We start from the raw sequence: 24,223 nt of genomic DNA, 5'->3' as shown, positions 1-24,223 counted from the left end.
TGCCCGTAGATCTCGATTCAGTCACAGCTGCCGCCCAGACCTTTCAAAATCTGGACAAACTGTTCGCCCGAAGAAGGCGCGAAACGGACTTGTTACATGGCTATCGGGCAGCGATCTCCGCACATCGGACATACGCCGGTGAAAAACGGGTTGCAAAAAACCCGGGCTCCCCCACCATGGGGGAACCCGGGTTCAACCGGCCCTGGATCAGCCGTGCTTGGCGCGGCTCGCGGCGCGGGCCCGCTCACGCTGGTCGAGGTTCACCTTGCGGATGCGAACGGCCTCCGGGGTCACCTCGACGCACTCGTCGTCACGGCAGAACTCCAGCGACTGCTCCAGCGACAGCTTGCGCGGCGGCACGATCGACTCCGCCACGTCGGCCGTCGAGGACCGCATGTTGGTGAGCTTCTTCTCCTTGGTGATGTTGACGTCCATGTCGTCGGAGCGCGAGTTCTCGCCGACGATCATGCCCTCGTACACCTCGGTGCCCGGCTCCACGAAGAGCACGCCGCGCTCCTGGAGGTTCGTCATCGCGAACGCGGTGACGACACCGGCGCGGTCGGCCACCAGCGAGCCGTTGTTACGGGTCGTCAGGGTGCCGAACCAGGGCTCGTGACCCTCGTGGATGGAGTGGCCGATGCCCGTGCCGCGGGTCTGCGTCAGGAACTCGGTGCGGAAGCCGATCAGGCCACGGGAGGGGACGACGAACTCCATGCGCACCCAGCCCGAGCCGTGGTTGGACATGTTGTCCATCCGGCCCTTGCGGACGCCCATCAGCTGGGTGACCGCGCCCATGTGCTCCTCGGGCACGTCCACCGTCATGCGCTCGACCGGCTCGTAGACCTTGCCGTCGACCTCCTTGGTGACCACCTGGGGCTTGCCGACGGTCAGCTCGTAGCCCTCGCGGCGCATCTGCTCGACCAGGATGGCGAGCGCCAGCTCACCGCGGCCCTGCACCTCCCAGGCGTCCGGGCGTTCGGTGTCCAGGACGCGCAGCGAGACGTTGCCGATCAGCTCGCGGTCGAGGCGGTCCTTCACCTGGCGGGCGGTGACCTTGCGGTCCTTGACGGCCGCCTTGGCGTCCGCGCCCTTGCCGGTGCCGCCGCGGCCGACCAGCGGCGAGGTGTTGGTGCCGATGACCATGGAGATCGCGGGCTCGTCCACCGTGATCAGCGGCAGCGCGACCGGGTTCTCCGGGTCGGCCAGGGTCTCGCCGATCATGATGTCCGGGATGCCGGCGACGGCGCAGATGTCGCCCGGGCCGGCCATCTCGGCGGGCTTGCGGGTGAGCGCCTCGGTCATCATCAGCTCGGAGATGCGCACGTTCTGGATCGATCCGTCGCGCTTGATCCAGGCCACCGTCTGGCCCTTGCGCAGCTCGCCCTGCTCGACGCGGAGCAGCGCGATGCGGCCGAGGAAGTTGTCGGCGTCGAGGTTGGTGACGTGCGCCTGGAGCGGCGCCTCCTCGTCGTACGTCGGGGCCGGGATGTGCTCCAGGATCGTGGAGAAGAACGGCTCCAGGCTGTCGCTGTCGGTCGGGACGGTGCCGTCCTGCGGCTTGGTCAGCGAGGCCACGCCGTCACGGCCGCAGGCGTAGACGATCGGGAACTCGATCTGCTCCTCGTCCGCGTCCAGGTCGAGGAAGAGGTCGTACGTCTCGTTGACGACCTCGTCGATGCGGGCGTCGGGGCGGTCCGTCTTGTTGATGCACAGGATGACGGGCAGGCGCTGCTGGAGCGCCTTGCGCAGCACGAAGCGGGTCTGGGGCAGCGGGCCCTCGGAGGCGTCCACCAGCAGCACCACGCCGTCGACCATCGACAGACCGCGCTCGACCTCGCCACCGAAGTCGGCGTGGCCGGGGGTGTCGATGATGTTGATGGTGATGGGCTCCCCGCCGTCCTTGGGGTGGTACTTCACCGCCGTGTTCTTGGCGAGGATCGTGATGCCCTTCTCACGCTCCAGGTCGTTCGAGTCCATGACCCGGTCGTCGACCTGGTCGAGCTGGTGGGCGGCGAACGCGCCGGCCTGCTTGAGCATGCCGTCGACGATGGTGGTCTTGCCATGGTCGACGTGAGCGACGATGGCGACGTTGCGGATGTCGTGGCGCGTGGCCATAGTGCGGCGAACTCCCGGAATGTGCGGAAGGCCCTCGGTGTGCGTCCGGTCTGACGCGGGCCCTGCCGGGCTTGACATGCCACGGCCTCACCCCATGTTACGTGGCCCCGAGCGGGTCGGCTTCCGCAGGGCCGGGCCGCCCTCAGCCGCGGGAGGGGCTCGCCGACGTCTTCGCGCCCTTCTTCAGGAAGCCCATGTCCTCGTACACCGGTGTCTGGAAACCGAACGCCCCGGCGTTGACCAGGTCCTTCCGGGCGCCCACCAGCTGGGGCCGCTGGTAGAGCGGGATCGAGCCCGCGGCCGCCCAGATGCGCGAGTCGGCCTGCTTGATCAGGCCCGCCGCCTCGTCCTCGTCCAGCGTGGTCGCCGCCTGCTCGAAGAGCTGGTCGACCTGGTCGGTGCCGACCCGGGTGTAGTTCTGTTCGACGTTCACCGACCCGTCGGCGGCCGGCAGCGGCTTGGCGTAGATCGGCCGGGCGTCGGTCGCGGGGAAGGCGGAGGACGGCCAGGAGTACAGCGCGAGGTCGAAGTCGCCGGCGGCGATGTGGTCCTTGAAGTAGCTCTCGTCGGAGACCTTGGTGATCGTCGTGCTGATGCCCAGCCGGTCCAGCATCGCGGAGATCCGCGTCGCGACGGTGTTCAGGGTGTCCGAGCCGGGCCCGGAGGGCAGCACGAAGCGGAGCGCGAGGGGCTTGCCGTCCTTGGCGAGCGGCGCGGCCTTGGCGCCGGCCGGCGCGGCCGTGCCCTTGGGGGCGTACGCGCCGGCCGCGCCCCCGTGCCGGCCCTCCTCGGCGAGGTGCCGGCCGCCCCGGTCGCCCTTGTCGTCCTCGCCGACGACGTACTCGCCGTCCCTGCCGCCGTCGGACTTCTCCTCCCGGTCGCTCTCCGGCCCGGCCGCCTTCTGCCCCTTCTTCGCGTCCCTGACCGGCCCGCCGGGCACCCAGCCGGCGTCCGCGAGCAGCGCCTGCGCCGCCTTGGTGTCCTGCGCGCCGAGCGCGCCGCTGTCGTCGGCGTAGGCGGGCTGCCCGGACAGTGCGAGGTGGCTGCCGACCGGGACGGCGGGCAGGCCCAGCGGGGTGAGCACCAGGCGGGCGATCTCCTTGCGGTCCAGGGCGCGGGCGATGGCCCTGCGGACCCGCTCGTCGGTGAGCGGCCCCGCGGCGCCGTTCAGCGCGAGCTGGGTGTAGGCGGGCTCCAGGGACTTGCGGACCTCCAGGGCCTCCAGGGCCCGCTGCTGGTCCAGGTACCGGGAGATCGACCTGGCCAGGTCCTCCCGGCCGGCCTCGGCCCCTGCGTCGAGGCCGTGGGCGCGCGCCCAGGAGCGCAGGTTCGACAGGGAGGTCTTCCCGCCCTGGAGCGGGCCGGAGTCGCCCTTGTCGCGGGCGGCGAGCCCGATCCGCTGGGCGTCGGCCGGGTCGAGGTCGGCGAGGTCGGCGCTGCCGTCGGCGAGCGCGCTCACCCGCTTGTCGCGGTCCACGGCGTGCAGCACGATCCGGTTCAGCTTGGCGGGCCTGCCCCACCAGCGGGGGTTGCGGCCGAGGACGACGTCCTTGGCGACGGTGTCGACCTTCTCCACCTTGAAGGGGCCCGCGCTGATGGCCAGCCTGCGGCGGGCGCCGTCGTTGAAGGCGTCGGGGGTGCCCATGACGTCCTTCGGGTACAGCGGGGAGAACAGCGACTTCCAGTCGGCGTAGGGGCGGGAGAAGGTGACCCGGACCTGGAGGTCGTTCGCGCCGCGCTCGATCTTCTCGATGCGGTCGTAGCCGGCGTTGCGGGCGGTCCAGTAGGCGGTGTCCTTGCCGGACAGGGCCCGCCACTGGGCGACGAAGTCGGCGGCGCCGATCTCCCGGCCGTCGCTCCAGACGGCCTGCTGGTTCAGCTTGTACAGCACCACCTGGCGCGGCTCGGTCTCGATGACCTTGGCCGACTCCAGGTAGGCGGGGTTGGCGACCGGGCGGCCGGTGGCGTCCATCCGGAACATCGAGGGCAGCGTGGCCTGGGCGACCCGGGTGGTGCCGGTGTCGGCGTCGGCCTGGTAGGTGTTCAGCGTCTCCGGGAGGGCGTCCACGGCCCACTTCAGGGTGCCGCCGTCGGCCACCTGGCCGCGCGCGACGAGGTCGATGTCCTGGGCGGCGAGGGGCTTGGCCACGTCGTCGTCCGAGCCGCAGCCGGCCAGCAGCGGCACCGCGAGCACACCCGCGGTGAGGAAGGCGGCCGGGCGCAGGACCGCGCGCAGGCCGACGCCGTGGTGGGACATCTGTGCTACCTCCGGGAAGCCGCGGGGCGTTATGATCACGTTTGGCGGTATTTGGAGCTGATCAGATCTATGCGGCTACTGAAGAGGAAAGGATCCGGCAACAACGAGCGACACGGCGGCCACGGACGGTAAGCCCACCCGTGCGGCGCAAACACACCGGGACGAGCACCCGCACGCCTGTCCCGTCGGTGCAGACGCCTTCACAGCGCCCGGTGTGACGCGCGACACTCTCAGGCGCACGAGCTATGCCGCCCGGGACCGCAGCACCCGCGGAAGTGAGGGCACATCATGTCCGTGTACGACGACCTGACCACGGTCCAGCGCAACCTCGACGACCTCCAGCGGTCACTGGGCCGGCTGGAGCAGCAGCTCGGCGGAAGCGGTCTGGAGATACGCAGGGTCCGGCTGGACGCCGACCATCTGCGCGAGAGCGTGGCGCTGCTGCGCGAGGCGGCCGCGGCCCGGGGCACCACCCGCCGGCCCGACCTCGTCACCATCTCCGACACGCCCTACGACGTCACCCTGTGGACGGACTCGGACGACGAGGGCCTGGGTGCCCGCGACCGGCACGCCCCCTGACCCGTCCGTCCCCCGGGCCGTTCCCCCAGTCGTTCCCTGAACCGACCGGAGTGCTGTCTTGGCCACTGGTACGGAACACCGACGCAGCGGCGGCGGTGTGCGCGCCCCCGGACGCGCCGCGATCGCCGCCGCCCATCTGCGGACCGACCGCTGGTGGCTGGCGCCCGCCTGCACGGCCGCCGGTCTGCTGGCCTTCGTCGCCTACTCGACCTGGCGGGCCTTCGCCAACGCCCACTACTACGCGGCGCCGTACGTCTCGCCCTTCTACTCGCCGTGCCTGGCGCGGAACTGCCGCCCCATGCACGGCGGTCCGAACGCGGACCTCTTCGGCGCCTGGTGGGGGATCTCCCCGGCGATCATCATCCTGATCTTCCCGCTCGGCTTCCGGCTGACCTGCTACTACTACCGGAAGGCCTACTACCGGGGCTTCTGGGCGTCGCCGCCCGCCTGCGCGGTGGCCGAGCCGCACCGCTCGTACAGCGGCGAGACCCGCTTCCCGCTGATCCTCCAGAACGCCCACCGCTACTTCTTCTACGCGGCCCTGCTGGTCGCCGGGGTGCTGACGTACGACACCGCGCTGTCCTTCCGCGACGACCGGCACCACTGGGGGCACATGGGGCTCGGCACCCTGGTCTTCCTGCTCAACATCGTGCTGATCTGGTCGTACACCCTCTCCTGCCACTCCTGCCGGCACATCGTCGGCGGCCAGCTCAAGCACTTCTCCCGGCATCCGGTGCGCTACCGGGCCTGGCGGCTGGTGAGCCGGCTCAACGCCCGGCACATGCAGCTCGCGTGGGCCTCGCTGATCAGCGTGGCGCTCGCCGACTTCTACGTGTATCTGCTTGCGTCCGGTGTCTTCGACGATCCGAGGTTCTTCTGATGCCCGTGGTGGACCGCCAGGAGTGGGACGTCGTCGTGGTCGGGGCCGGCGGCGCCGGGCTGCGGGCCGCGATCGAGGCGCGCGAGCGGGGCGCCCGTACGGCGGTGATCTGCAAGTCGCTGTTCGGCAAGGCGCACACGGTGATGGCCGAGGGCGGCATCGCGGCGGCGATGGCCAACGCCAACGAGCACGACACCTGGCAGACGCACTTCCGCGACACGATGCGCGGCGGCAAGTTCCTCAACCAGTGGCGGATGGCCGAGCTGCACGCGCGGGAGGCCTCGCAGCGGGTGTGGGAGCTGGAGACCTGGGGCGCGCTGTTCGACCGTACGAAGGACGGCCGGATCTCGCAGCGCAACTTCGGCGGTCACGAGTACCCGCGCCTCGCGCACGTCGGCGACCGCACCGGCCTGGAGCTGATCCGCACCCTCCAGCAGCGTGTGGTCGCGCTGCAACAGCAGGACTTCGCCGCCACCGGGGACTACGAGTCCGGGCTCAAGGTCTTCCAGGAGTGCACGGTGACCCGGGTGCTGAAGGACGGCGAGCCGGGCGGGGGCAGGGTCTCGGGGGTCTTCGCCTACGACCGGGAGACCGGCCGCTTCTTCGTCCTCCAGGCCCCCGCGGTGGTCCTCGCCACCGGCGGCATCGGCAAGTCCTTCAAGGTCACGTCGAACTCGTGGGAGTACACCGGCGACGGTCACGCGCTGGCGCTGCTCGCGGGCGCGCCACTGCTGAACATGGAGTTCGTGCAGTTCCATCCGACGGGCATGGTCTGGCCGCCGTCGGTCAAGGGCATCCTCGTCACCGAGTCGGTGCGCGGCGACGGCGGCGTGCTCAGGAACTCGGCGGGCGAGCGGTTCATGTTCGACTACGTCCCGGACGTGTTCAAGGACAAGTACGCCGAGTCGGAGCAGGAGGCCGACGGGTGGTACGACGATCCGGAACACCACCGCCGTCCGCCCGAGCTGCTCCCCCGCGACGAGGTGGCCAGGGCCATCAACGCCGAGGTGAAGGCCGGCCGGGGCTCCCCGCACGGCGGGGTCTTCCTGGACGTCTCCACGCGGATGCCGGCGGAGGTGATCCGGCGGCGGCTGCCGTCCATGTACCACCAGTTCAAGGAGCTGGCGGACGTCGACATCACGGCGGAGCCGATGGAGGTCGGGCCCACCTGCCACTACGTGATGGGCGGCGTCGCCGTCGACTCGGACACGGCGGCGGCGCGCGGGGTGCCGGGGCTGTACGCGGCCGGCGAGGTGGCGGGCGGCATGCACGGCTCCAACCGGCTCGGCGGGAACTCCCTGTCGGACCTGCTGGTGTTCGGTCGCCGCGCGGGCCGGTACGCGGCCGAGTACGCGCGGGCACTGGCCCCGGAGCGGCCGCGGGTGAACGGGGCGCAGGTCGACCTGGCCTCGGCGGAGGCGCTGCGCCCCTTCTCCGTCGGGGCCGAGGGCGAGGCGGGGCCGCCGGAGAACCCGTACACCCTGCACCAGGAGCTCCAGCAGACCATGAACGACCTGGTGGGCATCATCCGCCGGGAGGGCGAGATGGAGCAGGCCCTGCACAGGCTCGCCGAGCTGCGGTTGCGCGCCGGCCGGATCGGCATCGAGGGCCACCGCCAGTTCAATCCCGGCTGGCACCTGGCCCTGGACCTGCGGAACATGCTGCTGGTCAGCGAGTGTGTGGCGCGGGCGGCGCTGGAGCGGACGGAGTCGCGCGGCGGCCACACCCGGGAGGACCACCCGGCGATGGACCGCGGCTGGCGCAACGTCAACCTGCTGTGCACGCTGGCCGAGCACCCCCAGGGCCGTATCCGTCTCACCCGTGAGACCACCGACCCGGTCCGCCCGGATCTGCTCGCCCTGTTCGACAAGGAGGAGCTGGCCAAGTACCTCACCGACGAGGAGCTGGAAGGAGGGCTGTCCGCATGAGCGGCTACGAGGCCCGCTTCAGGGTGTGGCGCGGGGACGCACAGGGCGGCGGCCTGCGGGACTTCACGGTCGAGGTCAACGAGGGCGAGGTGGTCCTGGACATCGTCCACCGCATCCAGGCGACCCGGGCGCCGGACCTGGCGGTGCGCTGGAACTGCAAGGCGGGCAAGTGCGGTTCGTGCTCCGCGGAGATCAACGGCCGTCCCCGGCTGATGTGCATGACCCGCATGTCGGTCTTCGACCGCGCGGAGACGGTCACGATCACCCCGCTGCGCGCGTTCCCGGTGATCCGCGACCTGGTGACGGACGTGTCCTTCAACTACGAGCAGGCCAGGCGGATCCCTTCGTTCGTGCCGCCCGCGGGGCTCGGCCCCGGCGAGTACCGCATGTTCCAGGAGGACGTGGACCGCTCGCAGGAGTTCCGCAAGTGCATCGAGTGCTACCTGTGCCAGGACACCTGCCATGTGGTGCGCGACCACGAGGAGAACAAGCAGGCGTTCGCCGGCCCGCGCTTCCTGATGCGCGTGGCCGAACTGGACATGCACCCGCTGGACTCCGCCGCCGAGTCCGGCCTGGACCGCAAGCGCACGGCCCAGGACGAACACGGCCTCGGCTACTGCAACATCACCAAGTGCTGCACCGAGGTCTGTCCGGAGGGCATCCGGATCACGGACAACGCGCTGATCCCGCTGAAGGAACGGGCGGTGGACCGCAAGTACGACCCGCTGGTGTGGCTGGGCTCGAAGATCGGGCGACGCCGGTCCTAGCGGTTCGGGTGGCTCATCCCACCCAGCCCTTCTCGTACGCGCGCCAGTTCGCCTCCGTGGCGGCGAAGTCGACGTACAGGGCGACGCCGAAGCGGGCGCGGTGGGCGTCGGTGCGGGACAGGCCCAGGCGTACGCCCCGTACGGCGGCCGGGACGGTTTCCGCGTCGCCCACGTGCCCGAACCGGTTCTCGTAGTAGAACGGCAGACCCATGAGGAGGTGGGTGGTGCCGGGGGTGGCCTCCAGGGCGAGGCTGGTCTGCTGGGCCACGTATCCGCCGTACAGGCTCGGCAGCGGCTGCATGGTGTCGTACGACATCACCGCGATCTGGTCCACCCGGCGGGCCACCTGCCCGAAGTAGGCCTGCGACCACCACTTGGGGTGGTTGGTGGTCGCGCCCCAGAAGGAGTGGAAACCCGGGAGGGGGTCGATCTGATGGGCGGCGACGGAGAGCAGCGCGTGCCCGGCGTGGGTGAGTTCGCGCAGGTCGTCGAGGAGGGCGAGGTAGTGGCGGTCGCCCGAGTGCAGGGGCTCCAGGTCGAAGTGGGCGCCCTGGTAGCCGACGGCGAGGATCCGCCGGGTCGAGGCGAGGATCGCGGCCCGGGTCGCGGGACGCTCCAGGTGCATCCCGGTGGGCCCCTCCGTGGCGAGCACGTCCCCGAGCCAGGCCTGCACCCGCACCCCGGGCAGCTCCCGGTGCACCGCGGTGATGAACCAACCCGCCTTCGGGTACGCGGAGTCGGGCAGTGTGCCGTCGTCCTCCAGCGGCCCGGAGTGCACGTACAGGTCCCGCACCCCGGTCCGCCGCAGCCGCCGCGCCAGCGCCTTCACGTCCGCCTCCGTCTTGCGCCCGTCCACCCAGGCGTGGCCGAGCCAGAGCGCGTCCCGGTCGCGGGTGCGGGTGCCGGGGGCCGGATCGCCGGCGTAGTCGACGCGCAGCGCGGTCTCGCCCGCGAGGAGGGCGAGGAGCAGCAGCAGGAGGACCAGACCGAGGGCGGTGAGGGTGCGGCGCAGGACGCGGCGAGCGCGGGGCCTGCCGTCGGGCGCGGGGGGTCCGGTGCCGGCCGCACTCCCGTCAGCCGCCGGTGTCGGTGCCGTCTGCGCGTCCATCGCGTCCCTCTGTCCGTCCGGTCCCCCACCCGTGCCGGCCCCGCTCGCGGAGCACTCCCTGGGCCCATACGCTCCGAAATGTGACGTCCTCCCTGATCCGGGGCCGGCCCCGGCGTGCCAAGGCGCACATACGGGCGCGGGTGACGCATGTCGTGCTGGGTGCCCTGGCGGGGGGCGGGTGGCTGATATTGCCGTTGATGACGGTCACGGCCCGTGCTCCGGTTCCCGCCACCTCCACCGGCCCGGTCGCGAGCGCGGCGCCGGGCCCGGGCGGCACGTCCGCGGCGGACTACGTGCTCCCGCTGATCGCGGTGGTCGCGGCGGCGGTGCTGGCGGGCTACGGCTGTCTGCGCCGGGTGCGCCGCAGCCGCACCCGTACGACCCCGGGCCCCTTCTCCGGCCCCCCGCCCGCGCCGGCCCTCTCCGACGTCGAGCGCCAGGCACGCCGCGCCCTGGTCCTGGCCGACGACTGCGTGCGGACGAGCCGCGAGGAGCTGTCGTTCGTGGCGGCGGGGTGCGGGGCGGCGCGGGCCGAGCCGTTCGCGCGGGCGGTGCGGGCGGCCGGGGAGGAGACGGCCGCGGCGTTCGCGGTGTGGCGGAGGTACGAGCGGGGGCTGCCCGAGGCATCGGCGGCGCGGCGGCAGGCGCTGGCCGGGGTGGTCGAGCGGTGCGCGCGGGCGGGGCGGCGGCTGGACGCGGAGGCGGCGGCGCTGGATCAGACACGCGGGCTGGAGGGTCCGGGCGCCGGTGCCGCGCTGGAGGTGGCACGGGCGCGGGCGCGGGGGCTCGTGGCACGCGCGGTCGCCGCGCACGGCGTCCTGGGCGCCCTCCGCGAGCGGTACGCCCCCTCGGCCACCGACCCCGTCACCGGTTCGGTGGAACAGGCCGAGGACGGCCTGCTGTTCGCCACCGCCCGCCTCGGCGAGGCCCACCGGGCCGTCGTCGCGGGCGACGGCGACCGGGCCGCCCGCCGGCTGCGCGCCGGCGAGGGCGCCGTGGCCCAGGCGGAGACCCTGGTGCGCGGTGTGGAGCGGCTGGCGGCACGGCTGCGGGAGGCCGCCGCGCTGGTTCCGGCCGCGCTGACCGGCGCGGAGGCGGAGCTGGCGACCGCCCGGCAGGGGGGTTCCCGAACGCCCCTGGCCGCGGGCGAGCTGCACGCCCGGCTGGTCCACGCGGACGGCGTACTCGCGGCGGTGCGCGAGGAGTTGACCGGCGCGCTGCCGTACGACCCGCTGGACGCCCTGCGCCGGATCACCCGCGCCGCCGACCGGCTGGAGGTGGGCCGCTCCGGCGTGCTGGACACGGCCGCGCTGCTCGTCGCCCGGACCGCGGTCCGCGCGGCCGAGGACTTCGTCACGGTGCACCGGGGCGCCGTGGGCCCCGAGGCCCGCGCCCGTCTGGCGGAGGCGGTGCGGCAGCTGCGCGCGGGCGACGGTCCCGGCGCCGCCTTCCGGGCCGACACGGCCGCCCGGGAGGCCCGCGACCTGGCGGAACGTGACGTCCGCGCGCACGGCATTCCCTACACCGGCACCGGCGACCGCGTGACCGGCCTGTGCGGCGCCGTGCTCGGCGGCGTCCTGCTGGCCGAGGACCCCGACGGCGGCCCCCCGGCCTGCTTCGGCGGCCCGGGGACGCGGGCCCGCAGACGCCTGGCGCCGCCTTCCTGACGCCGTCGGTTCAGAACAGGCTGAGCAGCGCCTCCGCCGGGTCCGTGAGCGCGGCGTCGGCGCCCGGCAACGGCAGCTCGAACCAGACCGTCTTGCCCCGCGGTGTCCGCCGGGACCCCCACGCGGCGCTGAGCAGCTGCACCAGTTGCAGTCCCCGGCCCCCCTCGTCGGTGTCCCGCGCCCGCCGGCGCCGGGGCTGCACCAGTCCGCCGTCCCACACCTCGCACACCAGCGTGCGGTCCAGCAGCAGCCGGAGCCGGATCTCCCCCTCGCCGTACCGCAGCGCGTTGGTCACCAGCTCGCTCACCAGCAGCTCCGTGGTGTCGACGAGGGAGTCGAGCCCCCAGCCGAGCAGCTGCGCCCGCGCGTGCTCGCGCGCCCGGCCCACGCTGCGCGGCTCCCGCGGCAGCGTCCAGTCGCCGACGGACTCGGCGGGTAGTCCCTGCACCCGGGCCATCAGCAGCGCGATGTCGTCCTCGCCGTGGTGGGTGTCGAGGGTGTTGAGGACGTGGTCGCAGACGTCCTCCAGCGGTCGTGTGGGATCGGTGAGCGCGCCGACGAACGCGTGCAGTCCCTCGTCCAGCGGGTGGTCCCGGGACTCGACCAGTCCGTCCGTGTACAGCGCGAGCAGCGCGCCCTCCGGAAGCTCGACCTCCACCTCCTCGAAGGGCTCCCCGCCCACCCCGAGCGGCATGCCGGGCGGCACGTCCAGCATCAGCGCGGGCTCGCCGGGCTCCACCAGCACCGGCGGCAGATGACCGGCGTTGGCGAAGGTGCACCGCCGGGTCACCGAGTCGTACACGGCGTACACGCACGTCGCCAGGTACACCTCGGAGAGGTCCGCGTCCCGGGGCTGGCGTGCCGTGCGGGTGGCCTGCTGGATGCCGCCGGGCGTGCCGAGGCCCCGCGCGATCTCGTCGAGTGCGGACAGGACTTCGGCCGGTTCCAGGTCGAGCAGCGCCAGCGTGCGCACGGCCGTGCGGAGTTCGCCCATGGCCACCGCGGCGCGCAGTCCGCGGCCCATCACGTCGCCGACCACCAACGCCGTGCGGTGCCCGGGGAGTTCGATGACGTCGAACCAGTCGCCGCCGACCTCGGTCGCCGCGTTGCCGGGCAGATAGCGGCAGGCGATGTCCAGGCCGGACGCCTCGGGGTCGCCGGGCGGCAGCAGGGAGCGCTGCAGGATCAACGCCCGCTCGTGCTCCCGGCGGTACAGGCGCGCGTTGTCGATGCAGACCGCGGCGCGCGCGGCCAGTTCCACCGCCAGGTCCCGGTCCCGCTCCCCGAACGGCTCGCTGCCCTTGGTCCGCGCGAACCGGACGAGTCCGACGACCGTGTCGTGGGCGACCATCGGCACGGCCAGCGTGGACTGCACCAGGCTGCCCTCCTCGGGCGGCACGTAGCGGGGCCGGGCGGTGCGCAGGGCGTTGGCGCAGGGCGAGTTGAAGGGGAAGTGGTGGACGGCGCCGACCGAGACGGCCTCGGTGGAGCCGAACTGAGGTGCGTCGGCGACGGCGCTGGCGACGGCGACGCGCCGTAGTTCGGCGCTGCCGTCGGCCATGCCGGGCGGTGTCTCGTCGCCGGTCAGCAGCCCCTGGTAGAGGTCGACGGTGGCCAGGTCGCAGAAGCCGGGGACGACGACGTCGAGGAGTTCGCGCGCGGTGGTCTCCAGGTCGAGGGAGTTGCCGATCCGGGCCCCGGCCTGGTTGAGCAGGGCCAGGTTGCGGCGGGCGGCGGCGGCCTCCCGGGCGGCGGCGCGGCGGGCGGTGACGTCGGTGGCGAGCCAGCCGACGCCGATGGGCCGGCCGCTGCCGCTGTGCACGCGGTAGAGGTTGACGGACCAGTGGCGGCGCTCCTCGGAGCCGGGGACGTTCCCGGTGATGTGCATGTCGGTGACGGGCTCGCCGGTCTCCAGCACCCGGCGCAGCGTCGCCGAGACCCGTTCGGCCTCGCCGCGCGGCAGATAGTCGTGGACGTCCCTGCCCCGGTGTTCGTCCGGGCTGCCGCCGAAGACGGAGGCGAACCGCTGGTTGGCGCGGCGCACCCGCAGGTTGGTGTCGATGAGCAGGAAGCCGAAGGGGGATTGTCCGAATATCGCCTGGGACGCGGCGAGGTCGGTCTCGATCCGGCGCAGGGTGCGCACGTCCACGACGATGCAGACGGCCGCCCTCTCCCCCTCGGCGGTCCGAGTGGGCATCACATAGACCTCGGCCAGGCCGTCGGTGCCGCGCGCGCCGTCCGGCCGGTCCGGCATCCGGAAGGGCACCACGCCGGTCCACTCGCGCCCGTCCAGGATCTCCGCCATCTTGCGCTGACCCCGTTCGCGCAGGTCGGGGTCGATGAACGCCTCTATGGGGTCCATGCCGACGGCGCGGGCGGCGGGGATGCCGAAGAGCTGTTCGGCGCGCAGGCTCCACTGGTCCACCAGGCCGCCGGGGCCGATGGAGAAGGCGGCCACCTTGATGTAGTCGTACATGGAGCCGGGCGGGCTGCTCTGCCACATGGCGTCACCGGGCGCCGCCGCACCCTTCGCGGTCTGGTTCCTCGCGCCGTCCGACGGGTCCTCGGACTCCGTGGCCTTCGCTGGTATCTCGCTCACGCGATCCGTCCCCTCCAGCTCACCGCACCCGGCACCGGTCACCGGAGGCGGCTGCCCGCAGTATCCAGCACTACGGCGCCGCGCGACACGGTGTTCACGATCACAGCACGGTCCAGACGTTTTTCGGACCGCTGCGCGACAACACTGCCACTCTTCTAACCAGGGAACACGCCCTCGAACCACACGCTCCGCAGCGGTCGGCGAGCCGGAGTCACGCGAGGGGCCACGCGGCGGGCCATGTACACCCCCTCCGCGCCCTCGGGCGCCCCTGCCTCACCCCGCACCGCCTTGTGCCACCCCATGCGCCCCCGCCCCACCACCCCGGGACCGGTGATCGGCGGACCTCACCTCGGCACGGCCAGCTCGAACCAGACGGTCTTTCCGCTCGCGCCGGGCCGGGTGCCCCAGCGGCGCGAGGAGCCGGCGAGCAGTTGGAGGCCGCGTCCGCTCTCGTCCTCGGGCCGGGCCTCGCGTTCGCGCGGCGGGTCGGGGAGCGGGTCGGAGACCTCCACGAGCAGCGAGTCGTCGCCGCCGGCGGGCCGCACCAGTCGGACGCCGATGGGGCCGGTGGCGTAGCGCAGCGAGTTGGTGACCAGCTCGCTGACGAGCAGCGCCGCGAGGTCGGCGACACAGTCGAGGTCCCAGCCGTGCAACTGGCCGCGCACCACGGCCCGGGCGCTGCGCACGGCGCCCGGCTCCGCGGGAAAGGTCCACTCGGCGCAGTCGCCATCGGTGTCGATCACGCCGATCACTTCCCAGGCCGCGAGCCCACCCAAGTCCGGTTTAGTGGGGTTAATGGCCCCATACCCGGTATGTGATGGCCAGTACCGTCCGTGCCGTCCGTCTGTGGGTCGAACGGCCTAGGCGGAGACGGCCGACGGGCCACGGCGGCGGGGCGTGCGATGGCCGGCGGGGGCGCGTGGCGCTCCGCGGAGGCGGGTGGCGGTCGGCAGGGTGCGCGACGGTCGGCGGTCCCGGTCGTGAGGCGCCACGGTCGGCGGCCCTGCCGGGAAGCGCCGTGCTCAGCGGGTCCCGGCGGTGAGGCGCGGCGGTCAGCGGGTCCCGGCGGTGAGGCGCGGCGGTCAGCGGGTCCCGGCGGTGAGGCGCGCGGCGACCTCGCGCACGGCCGGTACGTCCTGGTCCAGCCAGGGCACGTCCCACAGCTCGGCCGGGGTCAGCCAGCGCAGCTCGTCGTGATCCTCCAGGGGCCGGGGCGCGGGCGAGCCGGGGCGCAGGCGAGCGGTCCACACCCACAGGACGTACGGCTCCCGCAGGGGCCACGCGCCGGGTACGCGCTCCACCGTCTCGGCGTCGACACCGAGTTCCTCGCGCAGTTCGCGCACCAGCGCGTCCTCGGGCCGCTCGCCCGGCTCCACCTTGCCGCCGGGCAGCTCCCAGCGCCCGGCCAGTTCGGCGGGCGCACTGCGGCGCGCGGCGAGCAGGCGGCCGCCGTCGAGCAGGGCGGCCCCCACCACCACGATCCGTCGCGTCTTGGGCGTCATGGAGCGGAGCCTACGGGAGGCTCCCGGACGCGGGCGCCGCCGGTCAGTTGCGGCCGCCGTCCCCGTTCTGCGCTACGCGCTCGACCGAGTAGAGCTGTCTGTGCTCCCGGTCCTCGAAGCTGTCGGCCACCTTCTGGGCCTCGGCCCGGGTCGCGTAGCGGCCGACGCGGTAGCGATTGCCGTTGTCGTCCTGCCGTATCACGATCCAGGGCAGGGAAACCGTGCCCTCACTCATGCCCCGCACCGCCCCCATCGATCTCTTCACCCTTTCCGGCATCACGGGACCCCCATCCCGTCCGGGGCCCCCACCGGGCCTCGCATAAGGAAACCGCAATCCGCATATGCCCGAGCGTACGCCCTACCTTCACGCACCGAATACGTCTTTTCACAAAGAGGTACGCAACCAGCCAGAACGCCGGGGGCGCACGCGCACGAATGCGCCCTCCGGGATGACATCGACACGGATCGGGCGCCCGCCGATCCAACCCGGCCCCACCTGCGGGAACGATCCCATGGTGAGAACGGCCCGGCGCCGGGCCCGGCCGGACGCCCGGCGCATCCGCGCACGGGACGAGCCCCGGCTGTGCGCTACGTCACTCCGGCAGTGTGGACGACGCCACGGAGACCTGCCGTGGTTTCCGGTGAACCGGTGCCTTCCCGTTCACTTGACGGGCAGGTGGTACGCCACCCGGTAGCGGTCCGCCGGGATCACCAGGTCCGCCGTCTCCACCGGGCGGCCCGAGGCGTAGTAGGTGCGCTGGACGACCAGCACGACATGGCCGGGGACGCCGCCGAGGAGATGGAGTTCCTCGGCGAGGCCGGGGCGGGCGCCGACCTCCTCGGTGACGTTGTCCACGATGATGTCGATGGCGCGCATCCGCTCGACCACGCCCATCCCGCCGAGCGGCCCCTCCTCGGGCAGCATCACCGGGGTGCGGCCGGTGAGGGCGAGGGGTTCCCAGGAGGTGGACAGCATCATCGGCTCCCCGGCCTCGCGGAACAGGTACTTGGTGCGCATGACCCGTTCACCGGTCTTGATCCCGAGCCGCTCGGCGATGACGCTCCCGGCCTCCGCCTGCTCGCTGCTGGACTCCCAGGTGCCGCGCACCGAGGCGTCGGCCTGCTCCTGCCGGAACGGCGTGGCGCCGCCGCCGGGGCGGTAGCCGGAGCGGGAGACCCGGCGCGGCACCGGCCGCTCCCGCACGTACGTCCCCGAGCCGGAGCGGCCCTCGACCAGCCCCTCGGCCATCAGCACCTTGCGGGCCTCCAGGGCGACCGTGTCCGAGACGCCGTACTCCTCGCGGATGCGGGCCTGCGAGGGGAGGCGGGTGTGGGGCGGCAGTGAACCGTCGACGATCTTCTTGCGGAGATCACCCGCGACACGCAAGTACGCCGGCTGCTCACCGAAAGTCACTGGCCGCTCCCATCAGGTTGTACAGACAGCAACAGCGTGGCAACCGTGGGTTGAGCCGTGCAAGCAAAGGCCAGAGAATCACTCGAAGTGATGACATCCGGTCGGAGAGGGCCGCACCCAGCACTTTCTCCCCCGCCCGGCCACCCCTTCACACCTCTCGTGCCTCCCGGACAACTCCGGGCGCCCGCAGGCGAGTCCACCGGCCCCGGTACCGTGCCTCTTACGACTTGTCGCAGGTAAGCGGGACACAGGGGGCGGAATGACGGTGGGCAGCAGGGCCGAGGGCACGGTCGCGCACACGGTGAACGGGCTGACGGCGCGCTGGGCGGCCACCGCGCAGGGCGGTACGGCGTTCTCCGCGGCCGGAGTCTGGCCCCTGCTGGCCCTGCTCGCGGACGGCGCGGCGGGCCCCGCCCGACAGGAGCTGGCGGGCGCGCTGGGCGTGCCCGCGGAGCAAGCGGCCCCGCTCGCACGGGAGTTGCTGGCGGCCCTGGGCGCGGCGCCCGGCCTGGACGCGGCACTCGGCCTGTGGACGCACCACACGCTGCCGCTGCGCGACGCGTGGCGGGCCGGGCTGCCGGCCGGGGCGCACGGCGTGTTCGGGGACGACCTCGTCACCGCGCAGGAACGGCTGGACGCCTGGGCGGCCGAGCGGACCGGCGGCCTGGTCGAGCGGATGCCGGTGACGCTGACCCGGGAGTCGCGGATGGTGCTGGCGGGCGCGCTCGCCCTGCACACCACCTGGCGCCAGCCCTTCGACGAGCGGTCCCTCGTCCCGGAGGCGGGACCCTGGCGCGGCCGCACCCTGCGCGGGCTGCACCGGCGCAGCGTGCGGCCCGACCGGGTGGGCGTCGCGGGCACTCCGGACGGCTTCGTCACCGCGCTGACGGTCCCCGGCGACAACGGGATCGACGTCCATCTGGTGCTCGGCGAGGAGCGCATGACGCCGGGGCAGGTCCTGGCGGCCGGGGTGGCCGTGGTGGAGCGCACGCTCGCCCTCACGCCGGGCGGCGCCCTGCCGTACGGCCACGTCGGGCCCGGCCTGCACGTGGAACGGCAGCAGGCCGCCGCGCCCGAGCCGACGTCGCTGGACGTGACGACGGTGGCGTACGAGGTGCGCGCGGACCACGATCTGCTGGCCCTGGCCGACCTGTTCGGGCTCGGAACGGCGGCGGACCCGCGGTTCGGCCACTTCCCCGGGGTGAGCGAGCAGCCGCTGGCCGTGGAACAGGCCCGGCAGTCGGCCGTGGCCCGGTTCGGCCCGCTGGGCTTTCGCGCGGGGGCGGTGACGGCCGTACAGGCCATGTACGGTGCCGGGGCGCCCCAGCTGCGCTACGAGACCACGGTGGTCCGCGTCGCCTTCGACCGCCCCTTCGCCTTCCTCGCCACCGACCGCGACTCACGCCTGGTCCTGCTGGCCGGCTGGGTGACCGACCCCGCACCGGGGTACGGGGGTTCGTTCTAGCCGCGGGCCCCCGTGAGCGTCAGCAGGGCGTCCCAGGTGCTCGCCTGGCTCAGGTGCTCCTCCGTGGCGAACAGGTACCCCACGTGCCCCTCCACCGCTCCCGTTCACCCGGGACCTCGTCCGACACCGGGCCGGCGGCCATCTTCACCCGACGGGTGGCTGAAGATCCACTCGGGCGGGGTGCGGGGGCGGGCGGACGAGGCGCCGGGCGGGGTTCGCGACGAGCGCGGAGGCGGGGGCGGGGCGGACGACGGCCCCGCGGTGGGCGAGGCCGGGTCCCCTTCCCGTGGCGGGCGGCGGGACGAGGTCAGCCCGTCAGGCCCGGGATCGAGGCGAGGAGGACCGTCACCGCGGCGAGGGCCGCCGAGACCGCGTCGCCCACCGTGCCGTCCGGCTCCAGCGCGGCGGACACCTCGGCCATGCGGGGGGCGATGCGCGCCGGGTCCGTGTCCGGCAGGGCGAGGGCGTCGAGGCCCGCCCGGTGCAGCAGGGTGAGGAGTTCGGCGGTGTCCGGGGACGGCTCGGCGTTCGCGTGGAGCACGGCGGACAGTTCGGCGCGCAGGGCCGTCAGCACCGAGGGGTCGGCCGGGGGGTAGCGGTGGGAGCCGAAGACGCCGAGCCGTTTGCGGCCCTCCTGGCGGACCACGCCCTTGGCCAGCAGGCCCTCGTAGGCGGCGGTGACCGCCTCGTCGCGCACGGCCAGCAGCCACGCCTGGGGCTTGGCCTCGGGCGCGCGGCGCATCTGCGCGGCCACGGCCGCCGCCAACGGCTCGTCGGACGGGGGCTCTTGCGTGAGGGCGAGTCCACCGTCGCGCGCCACCACCCGGCCGGAGCGCACGAGGCCCAGCAGCGGCACCGCCGCCACCGCGCAGCCCACCCGCAGTTGTTCACGCGGGGTGCCGTCCGCCTCGTCCAGTCCGAGCAGCACGATCCGCTCACCCACGGTAAGCCCAGCGTCCACAAGACCTCCCCAGTCTCTGGTCACGACGCGTCGTACGCGTCATCGGTTGCAGCGTCAACCGCCTTGCAGGTCAAGGACCTTGGTCCCCTCCTCCCCAGCGGAAACAGGAGTACTCCACCTTCACACGGGGCACACATATCCGGGGGAAGCACGGCGGCGCGCCGAGCGAAGAGACCGGTCCGACGAGGCGGTCAGCGGCTTTACTCCAACTTTGACATGTTTCAGCCACCTATGGAAGGATCCGGTCAACTTCCAGCACCGGTGGCGACTGTTCGCGGGGGAACACATGGGCGTATGGGAATTGACCGCTTTGGGAGTGGAACCGCTGGACGAGTCCGTGTACCGGACGCTGCTGCAGAACCCCGACCTGACCAGAACGGGTCTGCTCGCGGCGCTCGGCCTGGAGACGGCGGAACTCTGCCTCAGCCTCAAACGGCTGGAACAGCAAGGGATGATCCACCTCGACACCGACGGGGAACCCTCCCCCGTCGACCCGGGCATCGGCATAGAGCAGCTCGCCGAGCGGCGGTTGCGGGCCCTCCAGGAACAGCAGCTCGAAGTCCTGTCGACCACACAGTCCTTCGTGCTGCGCGCCACCCGGGGTCGCGGCCGGACCGGCGACCCCGGCCAGGTGGAACCGCTGGACGGCGCGGACGCGGTGCACGAACGCATCGACGAACTCGCCTTCTTCGCCCGGCGCGAGATCGTCGTCACCCAGCCGTCGTGGCTGCCGGCGCACGAGCACCTCACCGGCACCCGCGAGGCCGATCTGCGCTGTCTGCGCCGGGGCGTCGCCCTGCGGGTGCTCGCGCACCGCGCCGCGCTCCGTGACAGCGAGCCCGCCGGGCATCTGCGCGAACTGGCCGACCACGGCGCCGAGTTCCGGCTGCTGGACGGCAGCTTCGACCGGATCGCGGTGTTCGACCGGGAGACCGCCCTCGTCCAGACCACCGCCGACGCGACCGCACGGCAAGCCCTGATGGTGCGTCAGGACGTGCTGGTGCACGCGCTCCACAGCTTCTTCGAGCGGTGCTGGTCCCAGGCGTCCGACGCGCTGTCCTGCCTGCGGCCCGGCGCCGAGCGGGAGGGGCTGGACGAGCTGCACCTCAAGGTCCTCCAGGTGATGGCGTGCACCGACAAGGACGAGGCCGGCGCGCGGGAGCTGGGCATCTCGGTGCGCACCTACCGGGCCCGTATCGCCCGGCTGCTCCAGCACCTCAACGCGAGCACCCGCTTCCAGGCCGCGCTACTGGCCCGGGACAAGGGCTGGATCTGAGGATCCGGCGGGCGCGCACACCGCCGCGCCCGCCAGCTCCCGCAGCAGCCGCAACTGCCGGGACTGGATGGCGGGCAGCAGCCCGGTGGCCCGCCGGGCGTGTTCCGGACGGGCGCACAGCAGGTTCTTGGCGAGCGCGAACCGGCCCCGCTGCGGCACCAGGACGAGTTCCTCGAAGAGCTTTCCGGCGCCGGTCACGACCCGTTCGACCTCGGCGTCCAGATCGCCGTGCCAGTCCGCGGGGCGCGCGAACGTCCGGTCGGCCGCCATGCGCGCGTACCACTCCCGCATGTCCGCCAGGCACGCGGCGCGGAAGGCCGCGTCGTGCCGCCCGGCGCGCAGCTCCAGCAGGAGGGCGTGCGCGGCCCTGGCGTCCGTCAGGGTGACCAGCGGCATCCGGTGCGGCCGGGGCATGCGGTGCCGGCGGGTCCCGCCGTCGGTGAGCAGGACGGCGGTGGGCTCCAGCACCGTGCGAAAGACGTGCCCGGCGTCCGCCAGCCGCAGCCACAGGTCCCAGTCCTCCAGTCCCGCGCCCGCCCGCCAGCCGCCCACCGCCTCCACCAGACCGCGCCGGTGCGCCACCCGGGACGGCTCGAACATCGGTCCCATCAGCTGGAGCTGGGGATGCCAGCAGCACGACAGCGGGGGCAGCGGCGCCACCTCCCGCCCGGCCGCGTCCCGGTACTCGCAGCCCGTGGCGACCATCTCGGCGCCCGCCTCCAGCATCCCGAGGACGACCCTCAGGTGGTGCGGGTGCCAGGTGTCGTCGTGGTCGAGGTAGGCGATGTACGCGCCGCGGGCCGCGGCGAGCCCCGCGTTGCGCGGGCCGCTCGGGTGACCTGACCTGGCCACCCGCAGCAGCCGCACCCGCGGGTCCTCGGCCGCCGCCCGCGCCACCCAGTCCTCGGTGTCGTCGTCGCAGCCGTCGGAGACCACCAGGAGTTCCCAGTCCCCGACGGTCTGCGCCCGCACGGAGTCGATCGTCCTGGTGATCGCCCGCGAGCGGTTGTACGTCGGGCAGACGACGGACACCCGGGGGGTGCCGGTGGCTGTCATGACCGTGGGACCGTCCTTCGTCTCGGGGCTCAGCACAGCGGCAGGGCGCCGGGCCGGCCGCCCAGGGCGTGCAGCGCGAGCAGCACCCCCGCCCCGCCGGTGGCCAGGTCGGTGGAGAGCCGCAGGTTCTCGTGGCCCAGGAAGGCGGGCCGTCCCTCGTGCTCCACCCGGAACAGGCCGAGGACGTCCAGCAGCCGCTCCCGCTGCCGCGCGGTGGGCTCGCCGCCCAGGCGCCGCAGGGTCAGGGCCACCCCCGCCCAGCCGTGGAAGAGCCCGGCGGTGCGGGGCATCGCGTCCCGCGCCGCGTCCAGGACGCTGTCGCGGACCCGCGCGAGATCCGGGTCGGGCCGGTGGTCCAGATAGTCCGCGAGGACCAGCGCGGCGCCCGCGCCACCGGCCGCCAACTGCGGCCTGCCGCCGGGCGAGTTGGGAGCCCAGCCGGCCGGCCCCGCGGTGCCCTCGCCGGGTTCGTCGCCTTCGCGCCAGCCGAGCGCCCGTACGTCGCTGTCGAGCAGGGTGCGGGCGGCGTCCAGCCAGGCGGGGTCGCCGGTGTGCCGGTACAGGCCCAGCGGGAGCAGGGCGCCGCCCGAGCGGCCGCGCAGGAGACCCACGTGACCGCGGCGCGGCGGACCTGCGGCGGCCCGGACGGCGAGCTGCTCGCCGGCCGCGAGGGCGTACTTGAGCGCGTCGTCGTCGCCGGTGGTCCGGGCGAAGTACAGCTGGGCCAGTGCGGTCCCGGCCAGCCCGTCGAAGAGGCTGTCGTCCGGTGCGTCCGACTCCCTGATCCTGGCGAGGAGTTCGCTGGCCGTCCCGGTACGGCCGAGCCGCGCGAGCACCCCGGCGATGCCGGACAGGCCGGTCCACAGGCCGGGGGCGGGGTCGGTGAGCGCACCGGCCGCGCGCTCCAGCCAGTCCGTGTGCTCCTCGGGCACCTCCTGCCCCGCCTCGGCGAGCGCCCAGAGCACGCCCGCGGCGCCGTACGCGAGGCAGGCGCCGCCCTCCGGGACGAAGAACTGCGCGGCGTCACCGGGGAAGAGCCGGTCCGTGCGGTGCGGTGTGGCCGCCGCGACGATGCCCGCGGCGAGCGCGGTCCGCGCGTCGTCGTCGCCCGCGCGGGCCGGGGCGCCTGCCGGGGGGCCGCCCGCCGTGCCCGGCCCGGCGGCGGGGACGGCCGGCGTGAGGTCGGCGCGCACCCGGTCGCCCCAGTCGCCGGGCAGCGGATAGCGCGACACCACGTAGTCGATCAGCTGGTCCACCTTGCCCGGGCCCCAGCCCATCAGCGTGGTGAGCGGCGCGAACAGGGCGAGGCGCAGGCAGCCGAGGGCGTACCGGTCGATGTCCGGGCCGCGGTGTCCGGCGGGCGCGGCGAACCCGGGGGCGGCGTGGATCTGGGTGGCGTCCGGGTCGGTCGACGCCGTCTCCAGGTCGATGAAGGCGATCGTTCCGTCGGGGCGCACGAGCACGTTGCCGGGGTGCAGGTCGCCGAAGAAGACGCCCCGCTGGTGCATGGCGGCGATGCCCCGCGCGACCTCGTCGAGCACGCCGAGGGCCCAGTCGGTGTAGGCCTGGGCGCCCCGCGGGTCCGTCTCCGGGGCCTTGGGCAGGCGCCGGGTGATGGCGGTGGCGAGCGTCTCCCCCTCGATGAACTCCCTCACCAGGAAGTGGTGTTCGTGTCCCACCCGGGCGTCGAGCAGCCGCGGGAACCACGGCAGGCCGTCGAGCCGGCGCAGGCAGTCGTGTTCGCGCCGCAGCCGCGCCACGGCGTCCTCCCCCTGGGTGTCGAGCCCGGCGTACGGCCGGGCCTCGCGCAGCAGCACCGGCTCCCCGGTGCGCAGGTCGCTGCCCCGGTAGACGCCGCCGCCGTTGGAGAAGTGCAGGGCCTTCTCGGCCCGGTAGGGGAAGTCCTCCAGGGTGCCCGCCTCGCGCGCCCGCAGGGCCTCGTCGAGACAGGCGGGCGGCGTCACCCACTCCGGGGGGCGGAAGGAGGGCCCGCGCCGGTCGGGCACCAGGCGTCCCTCGGGGTCCTCGATGCAGTGGACGCTCTCGCCGGTGGGCGTCTTCATGGTGCGGGCCACGAACCCGCCGTAGCGCACGTACAGCGGGCCGGAGCGCCAGCGCAGATCGCTGAGGATGTACGGTCCCGGCTCCCCGTCGAGGAGTTCGCCCAGCTCCGCCAGGACGAGCGCGAACCGCTCCTCGTCCTCGGGGTAGATGGTCACGAACTTGCCGCTGGCGCTGCGGTCGCCGTACTTGCCGTTGCGGCGCAGCAGGACCTTGCGGCTGCGGATGAACTTGAACGCGACGCCTCGCGGCACCAGGTAGTCCCAGCAGCGCCGCAGGACGTCCTCGGCGTTGCCGGGGGTGGCCGAGACATGGATCTTCCAGCCCTGCGCGGGCAGCCGGTGGCCGGGCGGGGTCAGCATCGCCCAGTCCGGTCCGGCGGCGCGGGTCCAGCCCTCGGGCCCGGGGGCGGCGACGGCCGGGAAGTCGTCCGAGGCCGCCGAGTCCGCGTCGTCCCGGTCGAAGTACGGGGTGCCCGGCGGGCAGTACATCAGATGCCGAAGTATGTCCATGATCAACCGCCTTGGGAGCTGGAGAAGAGGCGAGGGCCGGTACGCCGAGAAGGCGTGGCCGTCCGGGGGCGTGGTG

General features: G+C 73.5%; 18 protein-coding genes. 7 read left to right on the top strand and 11 right to left on the bottom strand.

Translation table 11 applies throughout. From position 1 onward, the window contains the following. Positions 1-207: 207 nt before the first annotated feature. Both typA and ACSP97_RS23055 read right to left on the bottom strand, forming a co-directional pair. A complete protein-coding gene (gene typA, locus ACSP97_RS23060) occupies positions 208-2,115 on the bottom strand; it encodes a translational GTPase TypA (RefSeq protein ID WP_440554069.1) in 1,908 nt (635 codons plus the stop codon). A gap of 142 nt (positions 2,116-2,257) precedes the next feature. Then, positions 2,258-4,372, bottom strand: a complete 2,115-nt coding sequence (locus tag ACSP97_RS23055) for an ABC transporter family substrate-binding protein (protein WP_355323980.1) — start codon at positions 4,370-4,372, stop codon at positions 2,258-2,260. Between the two features lie 288 nt (positions 4,373-4,660). On the opposite strand from ACSP97_RS23055, the gene ACSP97_RS23050 reads away from it, so the two are divergent. The 4 genes from ACSP97_RS23050 to ACSP97_RS23035 are packed head-to-tail and all read left to right on the top strand — an operon-like array spanning position 4,661 to position 8,526. Then, positions 4,661-4,951, top strand: coding sequence for a hypothetical protein (locus ACSP97_RS23050; protein WP_355145978.1), 291 nt, complete (start codon positions 4,661-4,663; stop codon positions 4,949-4,951). Between the two features lie 58 nt (positions 4,952-5,009). Further along, the gene (locus ACSP97_RS23045; protein ID WP_440554066.1) at positions 5,010-5,831 is read left to right on the top strand and encodes a hypothetical protein; all 822 of its coding nucleotides are present in this window, start codon (positions 5,010-5,012) and stop codon (positions 5,829-5,831) included. Continuing rightward, complete coding sequence (locus ACSP97_RS23040; protein ID WP_440554064.1) at positions 5,831-7,759, top strand: fumarate reductase/succinate dehydrogenase flavoprotein subunit; 1,929 nt, start codon at positions 5,831-5,833, stop codon at positions 7,757-7,759. The genes ACSP97_RS23045 and ACSP97_RS23040 overlap by 1 nt, the downstream gene beginning before the upstream one ends. Continuing rightward, a complete protein-coding gene (locus ACSP97_RS23035; protein WP_355145972.1) occupies positions 7,756-8,526 on the top strand; it encodes a succinate dehydrogenase/fumarate reductase iron-sulfur subunit in 771 nt (256 codons plus the stop codon). The genes ACSP97_RS23040 and ACSP97_RS23035 overlap by 4 nt, the downstream gene beginning before the upstream one ends. A 13-nt stretch (positions 8,527-8,539) precedes the next feature. On the opposite strand, the gene ACSP97_RS23030 is transcribed toward ACSP97_RS23035, so the two are convergent. Then, positions 8,540-9,634: a hypothetical protein gene (locus ACSP97_RS23030; protein ID WP_440554062.1), complete on the bottom strand. Its 1,095-nt coding sequence runs from the start codon at positions 9,632-9,634 to the stop codon at positions 8,540-8,542. Positions 9,635-9,714: 80 nt separating this feature from the next. Here ACSP97_RS23030 and ACSP97_RS23025 point away from each other — a divergent pair, with 80 nt between their 5' ends. Next, the gene (locus ACSP97_RS23025; protein WP_440554060.1) at positions 9,715-11,301 is read left to right on the top strand and encodes a hypothetical protein; all 1,587 of its coding nucleotides are present in this window, start codon (positions 9,715-9,717) and stop codon (positions 11,299-11,301) included. Positions 11,302-11,311: 10 nt separating this feature from the next. Here the strand turns inward: ACSP97_RS23025 and ACSP97_RS23020 are convergent, their stop codons facing one another. The 5 genes from ACSP97_RS23020 to ACSP97_RS23000 form a co-directional block, all read right to left on the bottom strand. Continuing rightward, a complete protein-coding gene (locus tag ACSP97_RS23020; protein ID WP_355145966.1) occupies positions 11,312-13,900 on the bottom strand; it encodes a SpoIIE family protein phosphatase in 2,589 nt (862 codons plus the stop codon). Positions 13,901-14,244: 344 nt separating this feature from the next. Further along, the gene (locus ACSP97_RS23015) at positions 14,245-14,643 is read right to left on the bottom strand and encodes an ATP-binding protein (RefSeq protein ID WP_382012654.1); all 399 of its coding nucleotides are present in this window, start codon (positions 14,641-14,643) and stop codon (positions 14,245-14,247) included. A gap of 339 nt (positions 14,644-14,982) precedes the next feature. Beyond that, the gene (locus ACSP97_RS23010) at positions 14,983-15,402 is read right to left on the bottom strand and encodes a (deoxy)nucleoside triphosphate pyrophosphohydrolase (protein WP_355323991.1); all 420 of its coding nucleotides are present in this window, start codon (positions 15,400-15,402) and stop codon (positions 14,983-14,985) included. A gap of 43 nt (positions 15,403-15,445) precedes the next feature. Beyond that, positions 15,446-15,637 (bottom strand): SPOR domain-containing protein, encoded by a 192-nt coding sequence (locus tag ACSP97_RS23005; protein WP_355145960.1) that lies wholly within the window; start codon positions 15,635-15,637, stop codon positions 15,446-15,448. A gap of 426 nt (positions 15,638-16,063) precedes the next feature. Further along, positions 16,064-16,816 carry a GntR family transcriptional regulator gene (locus tag ACSP97_RS23000; RefSeq protein ID WP_355323994.1) on the bottom strand — a complete coding sequence of 251 codons (753 nt, stop codon included), beginning with the start codon at positions 16,814-16,816 and terminating at the stop codon, positions 16,064-16,066. A 259-nt stretch (positions 16,817-17,075) separates the two neighbouring features. Between ACSP97_RS23000 and ACSP97_RS22995 the strand changes: the two genes are divergently transcribed. Then, positions 17,076-18,281 carry a serpin family protein gene (locus ACSP97_RS22995; RefSeq protein WP_355145956.1) on the top strand — a complete coding sequence of 402 codons (1,206 nt, stop codon included), beginning with the start codon at positions 17,076-17,078 and terminating at the stop codon, positions 18,279-18,281. Positions 18,282-18,588: 307 nt separating this feature from the next. On the opposite strand, the gene ACSP97_RS22990 is transcribed toward ACSP97_RS22995, so the two are convergent. Then, positions 18,589-19,242: a GOLPH3/VPS74 family protein gene (locus ACSP97_RS22990; RefSeq protein WP_440554056.1), complete on the bottom strand. Its 654-nt coding sequence runs from the start codon at positions 19,240-19,242 to the stop codon at positions 18,589-18,591. Between the two features lie 316 nt (positions 19,243-19,558). On the opposite strand from ACSP97_RS22990, the gene ACSP97_RS22985 reads away from it, so the two are divergent. After that, positions 19,559-20,518 (top strand): helix-turn-helix transcriptional regulator, encoded by a 960-nt coding sequence (locus ACSP97_RS22985; protein WP_440554054.1) that lies wholly within the window; start codon positions 19,559-19,561, stop codon positions 20,516-20,518. Here ACSP97_RS22985 and ACSP97_RS22980 read toward each other — a convergent pair. Continuing rightward, positions 20,489-21,574 (bottom strand): glycosyltransferase family 2 protein, encoded by a 1,086-nt coding sequence (locus ACSP97_RS22980; protein ID WP_355324003.1) that lies wholly within the window; start codon positions 21,572-21,574, stop codon positions 20,489-20,491. The genes ACSP97_RS22985 and ACSP97_RS22980 overlap by 30 nt on opposite strands. Positions 21,575-21,603: 29 nt before the next feature. Continuing rightward, a complete protein-coding gene (lanKC, locus tag ACSP97_RS22975; RefSeq protein WP_440554052.1) occupies positions 21,604-24,147 on the bottom strand; it encodes a class III lanthionine synthetase LanKC in 2,544 nt (847 codons plus the stop codon). Positions 24,148-24,223 lie beyond the last annotated feature (76 nt).

The sequence above is a fragment of the Streptomyces sp. SCPE 10 genome (assembly GCF_051980735.1).
GTDB lineage: Bacteria > Actinomycetota > Actinomycetes > Streptomycetales > Streptomycetaceae > Streptomyces > Streptomyces misionensis.
Note: the sequence above shows the minus strand (reverse complement) of the source record. Positions and strands in the feature narration are given on the sequence as shown.